We start from the raw sequence: 19,294 nt of genomic DNA on the forward strand, positions 1-19,294 counted from the left end.
GAAGTCGAAGGGCTGAGCCTTACTCCCGCACCACCACGAACGCTGCCGCGCTTGCCATGATCACGCCCGCCGTGCGGTTCAGGAACCGGAGCGCCTTGGCGCTCCTGAAGAAATCCCGTGCCGCTGCGGCGAGGCCGGCATAGGCGCAGCCGATCAGCAGCAGCACCACGATGACGATGCCGGTGAGTTCGGCGAAGCCGAGAGGGGTGATCGGCTTGTCGAGCGGGATGACGGTCGGGAGCAGGGCCAGGTAGAAGACGATGGTCTTGGGGTTGCCCATGGTGAGGGCGAAGCCGGAGAGGAAGGTCTTCCAGCGGCTTTTTTCGTGCTTGGCGCCGATCTGCTCGGAGCCGGGTTTGGCGCTCCAGAACTGCCAGGCGACATAGAGCAGGTAGAGCGCGCCGGCCCATTTCACCACGGCGAACACCGGGCCGAACCAGGTGGCGATGGCGGCGAGGCCGAACAGCGCGAAGACCAGGTAAACCAGATCGCCGGCGAGGATGCCGAGCACCATCGGGAAGGCCGACCGGAAGCCGGCGCCGAGGGCCCGCGCCACCACGGCCGCCACGCCGGGACCCGGAACGATCACCGCGATGGCGTAGGCGATGGTGAAGGCGACGAGGGTGACGATGTCCATGGCGTGAACTCCGGAGTGGCGGATGGGTGTAGCGCCGTCGCAGTTTGGCGGCAAGCGGACCGGTTGCCCCAGTTCGAGCGGCGACAATTGTCGGAAAACTTGCCGCGGATTGCGATGGCGGTTTTAGCGGACGCCACATCCTGGCGGCGCTAGCGTCGCTCAACAGCCGCCGATCCCTTGCGGATTCGCGGCACGAAACGGCACCTCACAGCGGGCTTCGGCCCGTTTGCCGCGCAACGATCGATGCCTGGACCAGGCATCGATGGGCTCGACATGAGGAGGCCGACCATGCCGCAAGGCAGCCCTTTCCTTCCATTGCGCAGCCTGCGCGATCCGCGGCAGCCGGCGACGTCGTTGCGGCGGCCGAGCCCTTACTCGACGCGCTTGCCACCCGGATCAGGGCCGGTCGGTCCATCTCCACGCGCGGGGTTCGACGGCGTGTGGAAGCCCGATCGTCTCGAACACACAAGATGAGGCCATACGGGCGCCGCGCTGACCTGGCGCCCCGGCCAAGAGCTCCTCCCTCGCACACGCCACGTCTCTAAGAGGGAACTTGCCCCGGCTTCCGTAACGGAGCCGGGGATCTTTTATGCTCGGGGCGAATGGCGGCGGCGGTGGCAGAGGGCGAGGAGAATGAGCAGAGTGATGCCCGGCGCGAGGGCCGCGACGAGGGGTTGCCACTGGTCGGGCACCGTTGCGGCGGCGAGGGTCCACGGCAGGCCAAGGACGACGAGAAAGACGCCGGGCAGTGGCGCGGCGACGCCGAGCCAGCTGATCAGGCTGAGCGCCTTCCAGATGAGCGCGATGGCGTAAAGGAGGCCGAAGGCGGCAACGACGAGGCGGCAGGCCCAGCCCATCTCGATGACGAAATGGCGGATCCCATCGTCAACGGGCGCGGCATCGGGTGCCACGGCCGGACGCTCCGGGGCGTGGCTGCGCTTGCGTCTCAGAACCGGGTACTTTGCCTGTCGCGCGCTACTGCCCATCGCTTGCCACCGCCACAACGGCGACAAGGATGCCCCCGGCGTCATAACGGCAGGTTTACGGCAGGCGGCTCAGGCGCTCCGTCAACAGCTCGTAGAAGCCGGCGGCGTCGCCCGAGCGCAGGTAGGTGACGTTCTTCACCCGGCCGGTGACGCCCCAGTAGTCGGCGACGGTCATGCCCACCGTGAGCTCGCTCGAGGTCTCGATCACCACGTTGATGTGGCGGCCTTCGAACAGATCGGGCTTCAGCATATAGGCGATGACGCAGGGGTCATGCAGCGGCGCGCCGTTCGAGCCGTATTTGGTGAGATCGAAGCGCTCCGAGAAGCTGAGCATCTGGTAGACCGCCTCGCCGGCCTTGTTGCCCAGCGCGCGGACCTTGGCGAGCCGGTCGGGCGTCGAAAGGATCATATGGGTCACGTCGAGCGGCAACATGGCGATCGGCACACCCGAGCGCAGTACGATATCGGCGGCGTCGGGATCCACATAGATGTTGAACTCGGCGACGGGGGTGATGTTGCCGCCCTCGAAATAGCCGCCGCCCATCATGACGATTTCCTGGATGCGGCCGATGATGCGCGGCTCCTTGACCATCGCCATGGCGACATTGGTCAGCGGCCCGAGGGTGGCGAGCGTCACCGTGCCCGGCTCGTGCGCCAGCAGCGTCTCGATGATGAAGTCGACGCCGTGCTGGTCCTCGATCTGGAGCTTCGGAAGCGGCAGGTCCGGGCCATCGAGGCCCGTCTCGCCGTGTACGTGCTCGGCGGTCACCAGCGTGCGGCGCATCGGACGCTCGCAGCCGGCATAGACGGCGATGTCCTTGCGCCCCGAGAGCTCGACGACCTTCAGCGCGTTGCGGGCGTTCTGCGCCAGGCTGACGTTACCGGCAACGGCGACAATGCCGAGGATGTCGAAATCGGCGGGCGAGGCGAGCGCCATGAGGATCGCCACGGCGTCGTCCTGGCCCGGGTCGGTGTCGATAATGATCTTGCGTGCCATTGGCTTAGCGCGAGCCCCTGAGAAAATGATTCCGCCGGCATGATAGTGGGCGTTCATCATTGCGTCGATGTGAGGAACTGGCCGGGACGTTGCGAGTTAAGTGCGACGGAGGAACATATGCCTAACAAAGTGCGCCGCGGTCCGTCGCCCCGCCTGCTCAGGGAAATCTCGAACACCCATTTCGAACGCATCCTGTCCAACAGCTCGCAACTGGCCCTCGTATTCATGGGCCTCTTGGCGATGCTCATCGCCCTGAAGCTGGGCGAAGTAGTGCTCGCGCCGGTGTTTCTCGCCGTCACCGTGGGGCTGATGTTCGGTCCCATCGCCGACATGATGGACAAGCGCGGCATCGCGGACAGCGTTTCGGCGGGGGTGGTGGTGCTGCTGTTCCTCGCGCTTATCGGGCTCAGTGCACTGCTGTTTGCCGCGCCGCTGAGCGATCTCATCGAGCGCATCCCGGTGATCTGGGAGGCGTTCCGCCAGGAACTGGCCAACTGGAAGGAACCGCTCGGGGCTGTGGGCACGCTGCAGGAGCAGGTGAAGGAAGTGTTCGGCTCCGACCCCTCGACCGTCACCGTCACCGTCGAGGATGACAGTGCGGTGCAGAACGTGGCGTTCACGGCGCCGGCCCTTCTGGCGCAGATCCTGATCTTCCTCGCGAGCCTCTATTTCTTCATGGCGACGCGCGACCAGATTCGCATTTTCGTCCTGTCACTGTGCGCGACGCGCCGCATGCGGTGGCGCACGGCACATGTGTTCCGCGATGTCGAGGAGCAGGTGTCGCGGTTCCTCCTCACCGTGAGTGCCATCAATATCGGCATGGGCGTCGGGGTGGCGATCCTGATGGCGCTGATCGGCATGCCGACCCCGATCCTCTGGGGGGCGCTGGCGGCGGTGCTGAACTTTATTCCGTTCGTCGGACAGGCCGTGATGGTTGCCATCCTGTTCGCGGTGGGGCTGGGCACGCTGAACGGGCTGGAAGGCGCGCTGCTGCCGGTCGGGCTTTATCTGCTGCTCAACTTCGTCGAAGGCAATTTCGTCACGCCGCATCTGCTGGGCCGGACGATGCTGATCAACCCGTTCCTGATCCTGATCGCCATCACCTATTGGCTGTGGTCGTGGGGACCGGTCGGCGGCTTCATCGCCGTCCCGTCGCTGCTGGTGATCTCCTCGATGGCGAGGCATATCCTGCCGATGCGGATGCCCGCGCCACTGGCGGTGCGACGGAAGGCGGAGCAGAAGGCCGCGCAGGATGCGGCGGAGTCCCAAGCCGCGACAGCAGCTGCGGTGCCGGCAACGGTCAAGACGGTTCCAGCAGCCCCGGTCAAACCCAAGCCGGCGCCACGCAAGACCAAGGCCGCCGGGGCAGCCTAGGCGGTGCATTGCACCTGCCCGCATAGGTAGCCTTGACGCTCCAGCCCCAAGGCCTCACGGTTCGGTCTTTCCGATTTGCGAGAGGTGAGCGATGGCCGGCGAAGCAGTGGCGCATGCAGCGGAGGCAGCCGCACTTGGCGGTGTGGATCTGGTGCAGGTCGTGGCACTGCTCGGTGCTGGGGTCATCGCCGTACCGCTGTTTCGGCGGCTGGGGCTAGGCTCGGTGCTGGGATATCTCGCGGCGGGGCTGGCGATCGGGCCGTTCGGCCTCGGGCTGATCAACGATCCCCAGGCGGTGCTGCACGCGGCCGAGCTGGGCGTGGTGCTGTTCCTGTTCATCGTCGGGTTGGAGATGGAACCGGCCAAGCTCTGGTCGCTGCGCAAGCAGATCTTCGGGCTCGGCGTGCTGCAGGTGGCGCTGTGCGGGGCGGTGCTGACCATTGCCGGAGTGCTGCTCCTTGGCCTTGCGCCGCCGGTGGCCTTTGTTGCCGGCATGGGGTTCGTGCTGACTTCGACGGCGATCGTGATGCAGATCCTCTCGGAGCGCGGCGAGTTGCAGAGCCCGGCGGGGCAGAAGATCGTCTCGGTGCTGCTGCTCGAGGATCTCGCCATCGTGCCTCTTTTGGCGGTAGTGGCGTTCATCTCGCCGGGCGTCGATACGGATGCCAGTGCGCTGCAGCGGTGGATCAGCGTCGGCGTCGCCGCGGCATCGGTGGTGACGGTGATCTTTGCCGGCCGCTGGGTGCTGAACCCGGTGTTCCGGCTCCTGGCCGAGTCGAGGGCGCGCGAGGTGATGACCGCTGCGGCGCTGCTGGTGGTGCTCGGCGCGGCGCTGATCATGCAGTTGGGTGGGCTGTCGATGGCGATGGGAGCGTTCCTTGCCGGCGTGCTGCTCTCGACGTCGACCTTCCGGCATCAGCTCGAAGCCGATGTCGAGCCGTTCCGCGGGTTGCTCCTGGGGTTGTTCTTCCTCGCGGTCGGCATGTCGCTCGACCTGACGGTCGTGGGCGCCAACTGGCAGTTCATCGCGCTCGCAGTGCTTTGCTACATGCTGCTCAAGGGCGGCGCGATCTATGGGCTCAGCCGGGCGCTGGGCGGCGGGCATGCGCTGGGGCTGGAGCGGGCGGTGCTGATGGCGCAGGGCGGCGAATTCGCCTTCGTGCTCTACACCACCGCGACCGGTGGCGGGCTGCTGAGCGCCGAGCTCAACGCCATGTTCACGGCGACGGTGATCATTTCGATGGTGCTGACGCCGTTCTCGATGATGCTGCTGAAGTTCCTGCCCAAGCCCGAGCAGTCGTTCGAGGGGGTGGAGAAGGTCGATGGGCTGTTGACCGGCGACATCCTCGTCATCGGCTTCGGCCGGTTCGGGCAGATTGCCAGCCAGCCGCTGATCGCCAAGGGCCACAAGATTTCGATCATCGACAACGACACCGACATGATCCGGGCCGCCGGGCAGTTCGGCATGAAGGTCTATTACGGGGACGGCACGCGGCTCGATATCCTGCGCGCCGCCGGCGCCGGCAATTCCGACGCCATCCTTGTGTGCGTCGACAACAAGGATTCGGCGCTGCGTATCGTCGAGCTGGTGAAGGCGGAGTATCCGCTGGCCAAGGTGTTCGCCCGCGCCTTCGATCGCGGCCATGCGCTCAAGCTCGTGGAGCTGGGCGTGGACTACCAGATCCGCGAGCTGTTCGAATCGGCACTGGAGTTCGGCGCCGAGACGCTGCGCGAGCTGGGCACCGACATGGTCGAGGTCGAGGAGATCATCGAAGGGGTTCGCGAGCGCGACCGCCAGCGCTTCGCGGCGCAATTGGTCGGCGGCATCCAGGCGGGCAGGGACCTGCTGCTCTCCAACGCCGAGGACCAGGCGCGCGAGAGTGGCACGGTGGCGGGGCCGTCCGAGCCGATCATCGTGCCGGACGAGGATGCGGCGAAGGTTTAGCGACGGAGCAGCAGCGCGCCCGCAGCGATCAAGCTTTAGGCACGCTGCCTTAGAACCGTTCTCGACAGGCCTTCCCAGCGTACCGATTCAATGCAACAGTACCCGTCTAGAGGGGAATACATCGTCATGCTGCTTGGATGCGACAATGCCGCAAAGCCCTCTCGTATTGGATGCCCCGGTCCCGGAACGGCGCGCGCTTAGCGTCGAGGCGATACAGGCGGAAATCCTCGAAAAACTCACCTATTCCATCGGCAAGGACCCCATTGTCGCGCGGCCGCATGATTGGCTGAAGGCGACGATCCTCGCCGTGCGCGACCGGATCATCGACCAGTGGATGGAGTCGAGCCGCGAGACCTGGCGGACCTCCAACAAGCGCGTCTACTACCTGAGCCTCGAGTTCCTCATTGGCCGCCTGATGCGCGATGCGATGAGCAATATCGGGGTGATGGAGCCGGTGCGCGCCGCGCTCAAGAACTTCAATGTCGACCTCGGCGACCTGATCAACCTCGAGCCCGATGCGGCGCTGGGCAATGGCGGTCTCGGCCGCCTCGCCGCGTGCTTCATGGAGTCGATGGCGACGGTCAACATCCCGGCCTACGGCTACGGCATTCGCTACGTCCACGGCCTGTTCCGTCAGGAAATGAGCGAAGGCTGGCAGGTCGAACTGCCGGAGGACTGGCTCGCCCATGGCAACCCGTGGGAGTTCGAGCGGCGCGAGAGTTCGTACGAAATCGGCTTTGGCGGCCACGTCGAGCCGGTGCAGGAGCCCGATGGGTCGACCCGCCTCGAATGGCGGCCGGCCGAGCACCTCCTGGCGGTGGCCTTCGATACCCCGATCGTCGGCTGGCGCGGCAAACGAGTGAACACGCTGCGGCTCTGGTCGGCGCAGCCGATCGATCCGATCCTGCTCGACAAGTTCAACGCCGGCGACCATATCGGCGCGCTGGAAGAAAGCTCGAAGGCAGCGGCGGTTACGCGGGTTCTCTACCCTGCCGATTCAACCCCGTCCGGGCAGGAACTGCGGCTGCGCCAGGAGTTCTTCTTCTCCTCGGCTTCGCTGCAGGACATCGTGCGTCGGCACATGCAGGCCTACGGCGACCTCGGCTCGCTCTCGGACAAGGTGGCGATCCAGCTCAACGACACGCACCCGGCGATTTCGATCGCCGAGCTGATGCGCATCCTGATCGATATCCACGGCATGGGCTGGGCCCAGGCCTGGAAGCTGACCAAGGCGACGTTCGGCTACACCAACCATACGCTCCTGCCCGAAGCGCTGGAGACCTGGCCGGTTGGGCTGCTCGAGCGGATGCTGCCGCGGCAGATGCAGATCATCTACGCGATCAACGCCGAGGTGCTGACCGAGGCCCGCAAGATGGGTGGCTTCACCGATGGGCAGATCGCCAATCTGTCGCTGATCGACGAGCATGGCAGCCGCCGCGTTCGCATGGGGCAACTGGCCTTCGTCGGCTCGCACTCGATCAACGGCGTCTCGGCGCTCCATTCGGAACTGCTCAAGAAGACGCTGTTCTCCGATCTCGACCGGCTCTATCCGGACCGGATCAACAACAAGACCAACGGCGTGACGCCGCGGCGCTGGCTGCTGCAGTGCAACCCGGGCCTCACCAAGCTGATCGGGGAGCGGATCGGGTCGGAGTTCCAGGACGATTTCTCGCTGCTCGCCGGGCTCGACAAGCATGCGGACGATCCGACCTTCCAGGATCAGTTCAAGGCGGTGAAGCGGGCCAACAAGGTGGCGCTGGCGCAGGTCATCAAGGACCGGCTGGGGATCACGGTATCGCCCGACGCCATGTTCGACGTGCAGGTAAAGCGCATCCACGAATACAAGCGCCAGCTGCTCAACGTCATCGAGGCAGTGGCGCAGTACTCGATGATCCGTTCCCATCCCGAAAAGGACTGGGTCCCGCGGGTCAAGGTGTTCGCCGGCAAGGCGGCGCCGGGCTACTGGAATGCCAAGCTGATCATCAAGCTGATCAACGACGTGGCCAAGGTCATCAACAACGACCCTGCCGTGCGCGGCCTGCTCAAGGTGGTGTTCCTGCCCAATTATAATGTGAGCCTCGCCGAAACGATCATCCCGGCGGCCGACCTGTCGGAGCAGATTTCGACGGCCGGCATGGAGGCCTCGGGCACCGGCAACATGAAGTTCATGGCCAATGGCGCGCTCACCATCGGCACGCTCGACGGCGCCAATGTCGAGATGCTGGAGCAGGTGGGGCCGGAGAACATGGTGATCTTCGGGCTCACCGCCGACAAGGTGGCCGAGATCCGGCAGCGCAGCGACGTGCCGCGTGCCGCCATCGACAAATCACCAGCATTGCGCGAAGCGCTGGAGGCGATTTCGTCGGGGGTGTTCTCGCCCGATGACCCGAACCGCTATCGCGACCTGATCGGCGGGCTCTACGACCACGACTGGTTCATGGTAGCGCGCGATTTCGACGCCTACGCCGCGGCGCAGCGGGGCGTCGATGACCTCTGGAACAAGCCTCGCAAATGGTATTCGATGGCTATCCGGAACACTGCTCACGTCAGCTGGTTTTCCTCGGATCGTACTATTTCCCAGTACGCCAAGGAAATCTGGGGTGTCCCGGTTGTCGGGGGGTAGTGCGTGACCAAGTCCAAGTGGCAAGCGGACGACAAAGACGTCCGCGCGATCGTTGCGGGTGGTCACTCCGACCCATTCGGCATTCTCGGATTGCACGAGATCGATGGCGTCTGGGTGGCGCGCACCTTCATTCCGCACGCGGAATCGGTGTCGGCCCGCACGATGGACAACCGCATTCTCGGTGAGCTGGAGCCTCGCGGCGACGGGTTCTTCGAGGGGGTGGTGAAGCTTACCAAGCTGCAGCCGGTGAACTATCACGCCCGCAATGACGGCGGCGAATGGAACGTCCTCGATCCATACAGCTTCGGGCCGGTCCTCGGTCCGATGGATGACTACTATATCGGCGAGGGCTCGCACCTGAGGCTATTCGACAAGCTCGGCGCCCACGCAATGGAGTTCGAAGGCGTCAACGGAACCCACTTTGCCGTCTGGGCGCCGAACGCCAAGCGCGTCAGCGTGGTGGGGCCGTTCAACGAGTGGGATGGCCGGCGGCACCCGATGCGGGTGCGGATCAACACCGGCGTGTGGGAAGTGTTCGTGCCCAATGTAGGGCCGGGCGAGGTCTACAAGTTCGAGATCGTCGGGCCGGACGGACAACTGCGGCCGCTCAAGGCCGACCCATTCGCGCGGCAGTCGGAGTTGCGGCCGAAGACGGCCTCGATGGTTGCCGATCCCAAGCCGTTCAGCTGGACCGACGACAAGTACATGAAGGATCGCGCCAAGGCCGACTGGCGGCGGAAGCCCGTGTCGATCTACGAGGTGCACCTGGGCTCCTGGCGCCGCCGGGCCGATGGCTCGTTCATGAGCTACGAGCAACTGGCGGAGCAGCTGATCCCCTATGCCGCCGACAGCGGCTTCACCCATATCGAGCTGATGCCGATCACCGAGCATCCGTTCGATCCGAGCTGGGGCTACCAGCCCACCGGGCTCTATTCCCCCACGGCCCGCCATGGCGACCCGGCGGGTTTTGCGCACTTCGTCGACAAAGCGCATGAGGCCGGGCTCGGCGTCATCCTCGACTGGGTGCCGGCGCATTTCCCCACCGATGAGCACGGTCTGGCGCTTTTCGACGGCACGGCGCTCTACGAGCATGCGGACCCGCGGCAGGGCTACCACCCCGACTGGAACACCGCGATCTACAATTTCGGGCGGAAGGAAGTGGTGAGCTTCCTCGTCAACAACGCCCTCTACTGGCTCGAGGCGTTCCACCTCGATGGGCTGCGGGTCGATGCCGTGGCCTCGATGCTCTACCTCGATTACTCGCGGCAGGCGGGGCAGTGGATTCCGAACCAGTTCGGCGGCAATCACAACCTCGAGGCGGTCGAGTTCCTGAAGCGCGTCAATCAGGAGGCTTACCGGCTGCATCCGGGCGTAATGATGATCGCCGAGGAATCGACCTCGTGGAGCGGGGTGAGTGCGCCGGTGGATGCCGGCGGGTTGGGCTTCGGCTTCAAGTGGAACATGGGGTTCATGAACGACACCCTGCGTTACATGAGCCGCAATCCGATCCATCGCCGCTACCATCACAACGACATGACCTTTGCGGCGCTCTATGGTTACGCGGAGAACTTCATCCTTCCTCTGAGCCACGATGAGGTGGTGCACGGGAAGGGCTCGCTGTTGGCCAAGATGGGCGGCGACGACTGGGGGCAGTTTGCGGGCCTGCGCGCCTATTACGGCTTCATGTGGGGCTGGCCGGGCAAGAAACTGTTGTTCATGGGCCAGGAATACGCGCAGCGCGAGGAATGGAACGAGGCCAAGGGGCTCGACTGGTGGCTGTTGGAAGCGCCGGCGCATGAGGGCATGCGGCGGCTCGTTACCGACCTCAATGCGCTCTACCGCGAGTTGCCGGCGCTCCATGCCCGCGACAATGAGCCGGAAGGTTTCGAGTGGCTGATCGGAAATGATCAGAGCAATTCTGTGTTTGCCTGGGCCCGCAAGGCGCCGGGCGAGCAGCCGGTCGTGGTGATCTCGAACATGACGCCGGCGCCGCGGGAAAACTATCGCGTGCCCATGCCGCTGGTCGGCAACTGGGTCGAGCGGCTCAATACCGATGCCGGCTGGTACGGCGGCACGAACAAGGGAAACCAGGGCCGGGTGGTGGCCAAGGCGAGCACGGTGAAGGGTCTCGGCCCCTATGCCGATCTCTACTTGCCGCCGATGTCGACGCTGTTCTTGAAGTATGACCCGTCCTAGGCGGGGTTGGTGAAATACGACCCCGCCCAAGCGGGGCGTCCAGTTGGGTGTGTAGGGAGGGAAGCATGGCTGACTATCGGACACCGTCGCCGCTGGCGCGTGAGGCGATGGCGTATGTATTGGCGGGCGGTCGGGGGACCCGGCTGTTCGAACTGACGGATCGGCGTGCCAAGCCGGCTGTGTATTTCGGCGGCAAGTCGCGCATCATCGATTTCGCGTTGTCGAACGCGCTGAACTCCGGCATCCGCCGTATCTCGGTGGCGACGCAATATCAGGCGCACTCATTGATCCGGCACCTGCAGCGCGGCTGGAACTTCCTCCGCACTGAGCGAAACGAGAGTTTCGACGTGCTGCCGGCAAGCCAGCGCGTCTCGGAGACGCAGTGGTACGAGGGCACTGCGGACGCCGTGTACCAGAACATGGACATCATCGAGGATTACGGCCCGCGCTACATCGTGCTGCTCGCCGGCGACCACATCTACAAGATGGACTACGAAATCATGCTCCGGCAGCATGTGGACACGGGAGCCGATGTGACCATCGGCTGCCTCGAAGTGCCGCGCATGGAAGCCTCGGGCTTCGGCGTGATGCATGTGGACGGGCGCGACCGGATCGTCGATTTCGTCGAGAAACCGAAGGACCCGCCAGGTATCCCCGACAAGCCGGAAATGGCGCTCGCTTCGATGGGCATCTACGTGTTCGAGACGCGCTTCCTGATGGAGCAGTTGCGCCGCGACGCCGCCACCGAAGGCTCGTCGCGCGACTTCGGCAAGGACATCATTCCCTACATCGTCAAGAACGGCTCGGCCTGGGCGCATCGCTTCCCGCGCTCCTGCGTCCGTTCGGCCAACGAGGATGTCGCCTACTGGCGCGATGTCGGTACCGTGGACGCGTACTGGAAGGCCAATATCGACCTCTGCGACGTCACCCCGCAGCTCGACCTCTACGACCGCGACTGGCCGATCTGGACCTTCGCGGAGATCACGCCGCCGGCCAAGTTCGTGCACGATTTCGATGGTCGGCGCGGCTCCGCGGTGAACTCGCTGGTTTCCGGTGACTGCATCATCTCGGGCGGTGCGCTGGACCGGACGCTGCTCTCCACCGGTAGCCGGGTGCACTCATACTCCGAACTGCACGAGGCGGTGGTGCTGCCGTACTGCACCATCGGACGCGGCGCGCGGCTGAAGAAGGTGGTGGTGGATCGCGGCGTGCACGTGCCCGAGGGACTCGTCGTCGGCGAGGACCCGGAGTTCGATGCGCAGTGGTTCCGTCGCACGGCCGAGGGCGTGACCTTGGTCACCCAGCCGATGATCGACAAGTACCTGGCGAGCAAGTAACTGGCGGCGCCCATGATCGAAGTCCTGTCCGTCGCATCGGAGGCTTACCCGCTGATCAAGACGGGTGGCCTGGCAGATGTCGTCGGTGCACTGCCGGCGGCGCTGGCGCCACATGGCGTGTCGATGCGCGTGCTGCTGCCGGGCTATCCGAAGGTGATGGCGGGGCTCGAGGGCGGCCGGCAGGTGCTGTGGTTCGAGGACTTGTTCGGCGGTACCGCACGGCTGGTGGCCGGCCGGGCCAACGGGCTCGACGTCATCGCCATCGACGCAGCGCACCTCTACGACCGGCCGGGCAATCCCTATCTCGGGCCAGACGGCAAGGACTGGGCGGACAACTGGCAGCGCTTTGCGGCGCTGAGCTTTGCCGCCTACGAGATCTCGCGCGGCATGATCGAGGGCTACCAGCCGGACATTCTTCACTGCCATGACTGGCAGGCGGGACTGGTGCCGGCCTATGTGCGGTTCAACCCCGGCAGCACGGCAAAGACGGTGATCACCGTCCACAACATCGCTTTCCAGGGGGTGTTCGGCTGGGACGTGTTCAACGCGCTGAAGCTCGACTACGAGGCGGCGCGGACCGGCTCGATCGAGTATTTCGGCAATATCGGCTACCTCAAGGCGGGCCTCCTGCTGGCTGATCAGGTGACGACCGTCAGCCCCACCTACGCGCATGAGATCAAGACTGCCGCCTACGGCATGGGTCTCGAAGGATTGCTGCAGTCGCGCTCCGATACCGTCACGGGCATTCTCAACGGCGTCGATGCTGGCGAGTGGAACCCGGCGACCGACTCGGTGCTGCCGCAGCCATATGGGGCGAGCACGGTGTTCCAGCGGGCCGCCAACATGGCGGTGCTCGAGGAGCGCTTCGGGCTGGAGCCGGGACCGGGGCCGATCTTTTCGGTGGTCAGCCGGCTCACCGGGCAGAAGGGCCTCGACATGCTGCCGGGGCTGATCGACGGGCTCGTCGGGCATGGCGGCCGGCTGGTGGTGCTCGGTTCGGGCGAGAAGTGGATCGAGGACAGCTTTGCCCGCGCGGCCTTGCGCCATCCGGGCAAGGTCGGCGCCATCATCGGTTATGACGAGGGCCTCAGCCATCTGGTGCAGGCCGGCGCCGACGCGATCCTGATCCCGTCACGGTTCGAGCCTTGCGGCCTCACCCAGCTCTATGGCCTGCGCTACGGCTGCATTCCGGTGGTGAGCCGGGTGGGCGGGCTAGCCGATACGATCATCGATGCCAACGAAGCCGCGGTGGAGGCGGGCGTCGCCACGGGTGTGGTATTCTCACCTGCCACCGAGGAAGCGCTGGGCGAGGCGATCCGCCGGACGATCGCCCTCTACGCGCGGCCAAAGGTGTGGCACAAGATGCAGCGCCGGGGGATGAAGTCGGACGTCTCCTGGGAACTCAGCGCCGAAAAGTATGCCGACCTCTACGCGTCACTCCTGGGGCACAAACTCGATGACGATTCTGACGATTGAGACGACACCGTTCGCGGACCAGAAGCCCGGCACCTCCGGGCTCCGCAAGCGTGTGACCGTCTTCAGCCAGCCCAACTATGTCGAGAACTTCGTGCAGTCGATCTTCGACAGCCTCGAGGGGATCAAGGGCAAGACGCTCGTGATCGGCGGCGACGGCCGCTATTACAACGACGTCGCCATCCAGACGATCATCAAGATCGCCTCGGCCAACGGCTTCGGCGCCGTGCTGGTCGGGCAGGGCGGGATCCTGTCGACACCGGCCGCCAGCCACGTCATCCGCCACCACAAGGCATTCGGCGGCCTGGTGCTGTCGGCCAGCCACAATCCGGGCGGTCCGGATGGCGATTTCGGCATCAAGTACAATGTCTCGAACGGCGGCCCGGCGCCCGAGAAGATCACCGACGCAGTGTTTGCGCGCTCCAAGGAGATCGACCGCTACCTGATCGTCGACGCCCCCGACGTGGACCTTTCCCGCATCGGCACGCAGCATTCGGCCGGCATGGTGGTGGAGGTGATCGATCCGGTCGCCGATTACGCCGAGCTGATGGAAACGCTGTTCGATTTCGACAAGATCCGCGCGATGTTCGCCGCGGGCTTCACCATGCGCTTCGACGCCATGCATGCGGTGACCGGGCCCTACGCGCACAAGATCTTCGAGGACATCCTCGGCGCGCCCGCCGGCACTGTCGTCAACGGCACGCCGTCGCCGGATTTCGGCGGCGGGCACCCCGACCCGAACCTCGTCTACGCCAAGGATCTCTACGACCTGATGATGAGCGAGCAGGCGCCGGATTTCGGCGCCGCTTCGGACGGCGACGGCGATCGCAACCTGATCATCGGTCGCAACCGCTTCGTCACCCCGTCGGACTCGCTCGCCATCCTCGCGGCCAATGCCCCGCGCGCACCGGGCTACGCGGCCGGAATCGCGGGCATCGCCCGTTCGATGCCGACCAGCGCCGCTGCTGATCGGGTGGCGGAGAAACTCGGCATCGAAATGCACGAGACGCCGACCGGCTGGAAGTTCTTCGGCAACCTGCTGGACGCCGGCCGCGTCACCATCTGCGGCGAAGAGTCGGCCGGCACCGGCTCCAATCACGTGCGGGAGAAGGATGGCCTCTGGGCCGTGCTGCTGTGGCTCAACGTGCTCGCGGCGCGCCAGCAGAGCGTCGACATGATCGTGCAGGATCACTGGGCCACCTACGGCCGTAATTACTACACCCGGCACGACTACGAGGAGGTCGACGCGGCGCCCGCCAACGCGCTGATGGACGACCTTCGCGCCAGGCTGCCGAGCCTTGCCGGCCAGTCGATCGAGGGACGTCCGGTGGCCTATGCCGACGACTTCACCTATCACGACCCGGTTGATGGCTCGACCAGCGGGAAACAAGGGGTACGGATCGGCTTCACCGATGGCAGCCGCATCGTCGTGAGGCTCAGTGGAACCGGGACGGTTGGCGCCACGTTGCGCTTGTACCTTGAAAGGTATGAGCCCCCGCATGGACAGCACGATCTCGACACCCAGTCCGCACTTTCTCCCCTCATTTCCATCGCCGAAAGCCTTGCCGGCATCAAAGCTCGCACCGGCCGTGACGCGCCCAGCGTTATCACTTGAAGGCCCGGTTGCAGTGAAACCCGTATTGATCCCGGGCGCAGGCAGCCCGGAGAAACTCGGCGCCACGATCACCGCCGAGGGTGTGAACTTCGCCGTCTATTCGGAGACGGCGACGGCGATCTGGGTATCGATCTACGACGAACTCGACAAGGAAACGGCGCGTATCGCGCTCGACGGGCACGAGGACCACATCTGGTTCGGGCTGATTGGCAATATCGGGGCAGGGGCTAGGTACGGCCTCCGTGCCGACGGCCGCTACGATCCGGATCAGGGCTATTTCTTCGATCCGGCGAAGCTGCTGGTCGACCCCTATGCCCGCCGGCTCGACCGCCCCTTCGTGCGCTCGCCGCGGCTGCGCCTCAATCGCGACGAGGCGGTGGACACGGCGCCGCTGATCCCCAAGGCGATCGTGCTGGCGGCCGACAACAAGAATGCCACGCCGCGTCGCAAGGCTCCCGGACTGTTCTACGAACTCAACGTGCGCGGCTACACCATGCGCCACCCCTCGGTGCAGGGGCCGCTGCGCGGCACGCTCGCGGGCCTGACCACCAAGAGGGTGGTCGATCACCTGCGCTATCTCGGGGTCGATACGGTCGAGCTGATGCCAATCGCGGCCTTCATCGACGACGGCCACCTGCCGTCGATGGGCCTCACCAACGCCTGGGGCTACAACCCGGTGACCTATTTCGCGGTCGATCCTCGACTGGCGCCACGGGGCCCACAGGAACTGCGCAACATGACCGACGTGTACCGCAAGGCGGGCATCTCGGTGATCCTCGACGTGGTCTACAACCACACTGGCGAGGGCGATGCGAACGGCCCGATGCTGAGCCTGATGGGGCTCGACGCCAGGACCTACTACCGGTTCGTCGAAGTCGACGGCAAACAGCACCTCGTCAACGACGCGGGCACCGGCAATACGCTCCGCTGCGACCATCCGGCGACGCAGCGGCTGGTGATCGAATCCCTACGCTACTGGGTCGAGGAAATGGGGGTCTCCGGCTTCCGCTTCGACCTCGCGCCGATCCTCGGGCGCGAGCCGGGCTTCAACCCGAACGCCAGGATGTTGCAGCTGATCAAGTCCGATCCCGTGCTCAGCAAATCCATCCTCGTGGCCGAGCCGTGGGATCCGGGTCCGGGCGGCTACCAGCTCGGGCAGTTCGGCAAGGAATTCCGCGAGTGGAACGACACTTATCGCGATGACGTGCGCTCGTTCTGGCGCGGCGACCAGGGGAAGATCGGGGCGCTGGCCGGCAAGGTGGCCGGCTCGGCCGAGATCTTCGATTTCGCGGGGCGGAAGCCGAGCGCGGGGGTGAACCTCCTCGCCGTGCATGACGGCTTCACGCTGGCCGACCTCGTCTCCTATCTCGACAAGCACAACGAGGCGAACGGCGAAGGCAATCGCGACGGGCACAACAACAATGCCTCGTGGAACTGCGGCGTCGAAGGCCCGACCGACGATCCGGCGATCAATGCCGCGCGGCGTCGCGACGTGCGGGCGCTGCTGGCGACGCTGTTCCTCAGCCGCGGCCTGCCGCTGATCCAGCAGGGCGACGAGTTCGGCCGCACCCAGCACGGCAACAACAACGCCTACGCGCAGGACAACGAGATCACCTGGGTCGACTGGGAGAACGCCGACGGCGCGCTGGTGGATTTCGTCTCGGCGCTGGCCGAGTTCCGCCGCATGCACCCGGCGCTGACGCACGACCATTTCCTCACGGGCCAGACCCGCCATGGCGTACGCGACGTAGCTTGGCTGCACCCCGATGGCCGCGAGATGAACGAGGGCGACTGGAACGATGCCGGCGCTTCGGTGTTGGGCATGCGGCTGCAGACAGCAGAGGAGGACCTCATCGTGTGGTTCAACCGCCGTATCGACCCGGTATTGGCGCGGTTGCCCGAAGGCTTCTGGACCGTGGGCCTGGTTTCCGACGATCAGGCGGTGCTGCCGCTGGCAGATCGCGCCGCAACGCTGCCGCCGCGTTCGGTCGTAGCGCTGGTGAAGGGCCAGATCCCGCCATCCAAGCCGGAAGTGCCTCCGCCGCCCCAGGAAGTGCCCCCAGTGCCCGAAACCCCGCAGCCGGCGCCACAGCCGGGCACGGTCCCGGGCGTTCCGCCGCAAGAGGTGCCGCCCGAGGTGCCGCCGGAAGAGACGCCGAAGGAGTAGGGGGCCGTCACTATCGGTCAGGCCTTCGCAAATCCGATCCGCTCATACAGCCGTCGTGCGCGGGCGTTGCCGTCGCCCACCTTCAGCCGCACCTCCGTTGCGCCACGGGCGTGGAGGGCGCACATTGCGTCCGTCAGCAGCGCCGCGCCGAGCCCGTGTCCCTGCCATTCCGGCGCCACGACCAGGTCCTTGACGAAGCTCGAGGTCCAGCAGAGGCAGAAACCCGCCACCTCGTCGTCGGCCTTGGCGACGAAGCAGAGGCCGCGGTCGAACTCGCTGTCCGCCCGCAGCGTCTCCCACCAGTCGAGCCAGTCCGGCACGACCCCACCGAAACCGCTGCTATAGGCCCGCTGCATCAGCACGTGGATGGCCTTTACGTCCGCCACGTCGAAGGCAACGCGCGTCACGCCCGCTGGCCACTGGGCGGGCGGGATGGAAGCCGTGAGATCGCGGCGCAGCAAGATGTAGTCGGCTATTTCGCTCATACTCTACTTCTCGTGATAAAGCTTACGAAGATTAACGATCGTTAATGATTAGACTATTTCAAGGCGAACAAGAATTCGTCGTTGTTCCGGCTAAATAACTCCGCGATGCCCCCCAACATCCGCCGCGGTCGGGGAGCGATATCCCTGCCGTCGACGCGCTAATCACGCCGATGACCGCTCGCTCAGCATGAGCTAGCCCTGCGGCCCAAAACAGACCCGTATGGAGACTAAAATGCACATCAACCTCAAGACCTCGATTGCCCTCGTCCTCGCCGCGCTGGTTTCGACCGCGCCGGCGATGGCCCTCGCCAGTGACAGTGCCACCGTGGTCAGCGCGGCGAAAGCCGATGCGCTGCCGGTGAGCAACCTCGTCAGCATGATCGGCGAGTGGACGGCGGGCGATCTCGCCTTCCTCGACAAGGCGACGAGCGTCAAGGTGTTCGACACCAAGCAGTTGTACCAGCCGGCCGACCTGACCAAGATCGCCAGCGCCGAGACCAGCAAGAACGCCGATCTCACCAAGTTCCGCGCTGCGATCCAGGGTGATGCCGGGCTGACTGGCTGGTTCAAGACCCACAACATCGACATCAACCGCGTGGTGGCGGTGGCCGATCCCAAGGGGAACCCCGAGATATTCCTCTACTGATCCAGCACGCCGGGCGGGCAACCGCCCGGCGCTCGCTTGCCTTGGCGGGAAGCGCGGGCCAAGTTCGCACCGCAACATCAGCGGGTCCCGCACATGCTCATCGCCCAGCTGAGCGATATTCATCTCGACGGAACCTCCTCGCTCGAGCGGTTCGACCGGGTGCTGCGGTGGGTTGCCGAACTCAGGCCTGATGCCGTGGCGGTCAGCGGCGACCTCGCCAACAACTCTTACCCCGCCAACTACGCCTTGGTGAAAGCACGCCTCATTGCGCTCGGCGCGCCGGTGCTGGTGGTGCCGGGCAATGTCGACAGCCGCGAGGCAATGCGCGAGGTTTTCGGCGGGCCGGCCGATGGACCGCTCAACCGCGTCGTCGAGGTCGGCGACAGAGTCAGGCTGATCGGGCTCGATGTGATCGTGCCGGGCGCGGCACACGGCGATGCGACACCGGTGCTCGGATGGCTCGAGGCACGGCTCAACTCGGGCGGCGCGCCGGCGCTGATCTTTCTCCACCAGCACCCGTTCGATTGCGGCATGGATCAGTACGAGACGATCGACTGCCGCAACAAGGAGGGGCTCGCTGCGGTGATCGAGGACGCCCGCGACACCGTGCTAGGGATCGGCTGCGGACACCTCCACCGGCCGATGTTCACCCGCTTTGCCGGGCTGCCGGCGGCCTTGGCGCCCTCGATCGCGCCGATGGGCGGGCTCGCGGCGCGTGGACGCAAGATGCCGGCAACCGATCCGCCGGGGTTGCTCGTCCATCACATCAAGGACGGCAACCTCGTCACCCACGTGATCTCGGTGGGCGCGTAA

At 65.5% G+C, this 19,294-nt stretch carries 14 protein-coding genes; 10 read left to right on the forward strand and 4 right to left on the reverse strand.

The window, feature by feature from the left end; genetic code table 11:
• Window positions 1–19 precede the first annotated feature (19 nt).
• The 3 genes from AC1DWU_RS05475 to AC1DWU_RS05485 all read right to left on the reverse strand — a co-directional run bounded on the left by AC1DWU_RS05475 (window position 20) and on the right by AC1DWU_RS05485 (window position 2,620).
• Entirely contained in the window at window positions 20–637 is a 618-nt protein-coding gene (locus tag AC1DWU_RS05475) for a LysE family translocator (protein ID WP_477148952.1), read from the reverse strand.
• Window positions 638–1,224: 587 nt separating this feature from the next.
• Window positions 1,225–1,548, reverse strand: a complete 324-nt coding sequence (locus tag AC1DWU_RS05480) for a hypothetical protein (protein ID WP_477148953.1) — start codon at window positions 1,546–1,548, stop codon at window positions 1,225–1,227.
• 130 nt (window positions 1,549–1,678) lie between these two features.
• Window positions 1,679–2,620, reverse strand: coding sequence for a nucleoside hydrolase (locus tag AC1DWU_RS05485; RefSeq protein ID WP_477148954.1), 942 nt, complete (start codon window positions 2,618–2,620; stop codon window positions 1,679–1,681).
• Window positions 2,621–2,737: 117 nt separating this feature from the next.
• Here AC1DWU_RS05485 and AC1DWU_RS05490 point away from each other — a divergent pair, with 117 nt between their 5' ends.
• The 8 genes from AC1DWU_RS05490 to glgX all read left to right on the forward strand — a co-directional run bounded on the left by AC1DWU_RS05490 (window position 2,738) and on the right by glgX (window position 17,350).
• Entirely contained in the window at window positions 2,738–3,994 is a 1,257-nt protein-coding gene (locus AC1DWU_RS05490) for an AI-2E family transporter (RefSeq protein WP_477148955.1), read from the forward strand.
• 91 nt (window positions 3,995–4,085) lie between these two features.
• Window positions 4,086–5,939, forward strand: coding sequence for a monovalent cation:proton antiporter-2 (CPA2) family protein (locus tag AC1DWU_RS05495; RefSeq protein ID WP_477148956.1), 1,854 nt, complete (start codon window positions 4,086–4,088; stop codon window positions 5,937–5,939).
• Window positions 5,940–6,084: 145 nt separating this feature from the next.
• Entirely contained in the window at window positions 6,085–8,562 is a 2,478-nt protein-coding gene (locus AC1DWU_RS05500; RefSeq protein ID WP_477148957.1) for a glycogen/starch/alpha-glucan phosphorylase, read from the forward strand.
• A gap of 3 nt (window positions 8,563–8,565) precedes the next feature.
• Window positions 8,566–10,758, forward strand: coding sequence for a 1,4-alpha-glucan branching protein GlgB (gene glgB, locus AC1DWU_RS05505; protein WP_477148958.1), 2,193 nt, complete (start codon window positions 8,566–8,568; stop codon window positions 10,756–10,758).
• Between the two features lie 65 nt (window positions 10,759–10,823).
• Window positions 10,824–12,095, forward strand: coding sequence for a glucose-1-phosphate adenylyltransferase (glgC, locus tag AC1DWU_RS05510; RefSeq protein WP_477148959.1), 1,272 nt, complete (start codon window positions 10,824–10,826; stop codon window positions 12,093–12,095).
• A 15-nt stretch (window positions 12,096–12,110) separates the two neighbouring features.
• Window positions 12,111–13,571 (forward strand): glycogen synthase GlgA, encoded by a 1,461-nt coding sequence (gene glgA / locus AC1DWU_RS05515; RefSeq protein ID WP_477149068.1) that lies wholly within the window; start codon window positions 12,111–12,113, stop codon window positions 13,569–13,571.
• Entirely contained in the window at window positions 13,552–15,183 is a 1,632-nt protein-coding gene (locus AC1DWU_RS05520; RefSeq protein WP_477148960.1) for an alpha-D-glucose phosphate-specific phosphoglucomutase, read from the forward strand. The genes glgA and AC1DWU_RS05520 overlap by 20 nt, the downstream gene beginning before the upstream one ends.
• A 13-nt stretch (window positions 15,184–15,196) precedes the next feature.
• Complete coding sequence (gene glgX, locus AC1DWU_RS05525) at window positions 15,197–17,350, forward strand: glycogen debranching protein GlgX (protein ID WP_477148961.1); 2,154 nt, start codon at window positions 15,197–15,199, stop codon at window positions 17,348–17,350.
• A 17-nt stretch (window positions 17,351–17,367) separates the two neighbouring features.
• On the opposite strand, the gene AC1DWU_RS05530 is transcribed toward glgX, so the two are convergent.
• Entirely contained in the window at window positions 17,368–17,835 is a 468-nt protein-coding gene (locus AC1DWU_RS05530; RefSeq protein WP_477148962.1) for a GNAT family N-acetyltransferase, read from the reverse strand.
• 232 nt (window positions 17,836–18,067) lie between these two features.
• Here AC1DWU_RS05530 and AC1DWU_RS05535 point away from each other — a divergent pair, with 232 nt between their 5' ends.
• Window positions 18,068–18,481, forward strand: coding sequence for a hypothetical protein (locus AC1DWU_RS05535; protein WP_477148963.1), 414 nt, complete (start codon window positions 18,068–18,070; stop codon window positions 18,479–18,481).
• Window positions 18,482–18,574: 93 nt separating this feature from the next.
• Window positions 18,575–19,294 (forward strand): metallophosphoesterase, encoded by a 720-nt coding sequence (locus AC1DWU_RS05540; protein ID WP_477148964.1) that lies wholly within the window; start codon window positions 18,575–18,577, stop codon window positions 19,292–19,294.

The organism is Devosia sp. P2_G7 (genome assembly GCF_056403495.1).